The following is a 1964-nucleotide window of genomic DNA, read 5'->3' as shown; positions in this document are numbered from 1 at the left end:
GTTGCTTAACACTTGCAGCTCGGGTGGCCTTACTCATATCATTTCCAAACTTGGTTTCGTCAGAAATCATTTGTTTTTGATATTTTTTGTTTGCTGCTTCTCGTTCTTTATTTTGTTCGTCTCGGTATTTTTTAGACTTTTTACCATATTTAGCTTCCAAAGCTTGTAATGTAGAATTACCACCATCATTAATTGTCTTTAACTTTTTATAGTAATTAGAACTATCGTTTTGCATTTTGTCTAAGTTTTCTTTCTTAGACTTTTTCGCTTTCTTGTTGTTTGTTTCGCTCTTTTTCAGTAGGTCATCTTCTTGTTTTTGTGAAAGCAAACCGTTTTTAACAAGAACATCCAAATCATTTTTAGAATCTTTTTGCTTTTTAGCGTAATATTGATCAACTGCCTTGCCCATTTCCTTATAGGCTTTTTCTACAGACTTCCTGTCTTTCTCGACACCGCTGTTATCAAGCTTGGGAGACATTACAATTGATGTATTTAGTTGGCTAATAAAGCTTTGATAAGATTTGTCCAACTTTCTCATATCTGAATTTTGGGTTTCAAATGTGATTTTTGGTTTAACTGGTTTCCCATTAAGCGCCTTCTGAATTGCTGCTCCTAATAATTCACCAGCTTTTGGACCAACAGTCCCACCAATAATTGCGCCTAAGGGTCCACCTAAGGCAAATCCGGCAGCTGAACCAACAAATCCCCCCATAGTACCGCCAACTTTTTCAGCCATTGGTTTGTTGCTACCAGCTTCTGATAGTCCGTTTAGAACTCCACCAGCCACTCCCGCAGTGGCGGTCTTCATCAACGTTTTACCAAGAGTAGGTACTACTGTGCGTTCAAGTCGAGTCATTGATAGTGACTCACTAGCTATACTTTCTCCTGTTGTTGCAAGTTCACTTGCTGTTGATGCCGCGCTGACAGTTTTAGCAACCTTGCCTCCTCTTGCTAGAGGGCCAATAGATGCTCCATTAGTCATAAACATATTGACAGCTTGTAACTCCATCAAGGCAGTTTTAGCTGACTTAACCATGCCAATAAAGTCGCCAACTTTTTTAACAGCCCACAAACTTCCTAATGCAGCCGCAAATATTTTCACTTCGTTTGTATGACGACCCATAAATTCAATACCATTTGTAATTACACCAAACAAGCCACTTACGCCCTTAGCTAGTAATTCTAGGCCACGTTGGCCTTCCTTTGAATCAAAAGCTCTTGCCATGCCAGTTGCAGCTTCACTTAAGACAGGCAACATTTCTTTACCTATCATCATAATTGCCGCTTCTCCGGCCATTTGAAATTGCTTCAATTCATTTTTAACTGACTGCATGTTCTTTGCTGACAACTTAGCTACATAGCCTTGTCCATCAGATGATTCTTTAACTTTATCATTTAGCTTTCCCAATGCGTCAGCATTTTCCGAAAGAATTGCCCCGGCTTGTTGCCCAGTAGCTCCAAATAATGTATGGAACAACTGACCTTGCTTGAATTGACTCATTCCTTGTGTATGCTCATTTAATAAGCCAAAAATTTCAGTCATCGACTTCATTTTTCCGCTCTTATCAACGAAGTCCTTTGTAGACAATCCAATACCTTGTAAGGCTTCACTAGCTGCTATCGTAGGTGATTGTAATGATGAAATAACTTTACGTAATCCAGTACCAGCTTTATCCGCTTCGAGACCATTATTGCTCAAAACACCAATTGCTGAAGCTGTTTCAGACATATCTAACCCAGACTGATGTGCAGTGGCTCCTACATACTCCATAGCTGTTCCCATAGACTGAAAGTCGGTCGCCGTTGCATCAGCAGCATACGCCATTTCATTTACGGCTTTCTTGGTATTTTTAGTCATTCCAGCAACAGAATCACTCTTAAGCCCAAATGATTCAAGAGCAGCAGTTGAATTGTGCACAACATCTGTAAAATCATCACCTGATGCAACAGAAGCCTGCAACATT

The 1964-nt window shown here is 39.9% G+C and carries 1 protein-coding gene; it reads right to left on the bottom strand.

Annotation, left to right across the window (positions count from 1 at the left end):
• On the bottom strand, positions 1–1964 hold a 1964-nt coding region (locus TT13_RS10755), incomplete at both ends, for a phage tail tape measure protein (protein WP_027699946.1).

This window comes from Weissella oryzae SG25 (genome assembly GCF_000691805.2).
Taxonomy (GTDB): Bacteria; Bacillota; Bacilli; order Lactobacillales; family Lactobacillaceae; genus Weissella; species Weissella oryzae.
The sequence above is the reverse complement of the archived record's forward strand: the minus strand, read 5'-3'. Positions and strand labels throughout refer to the sequence as shown.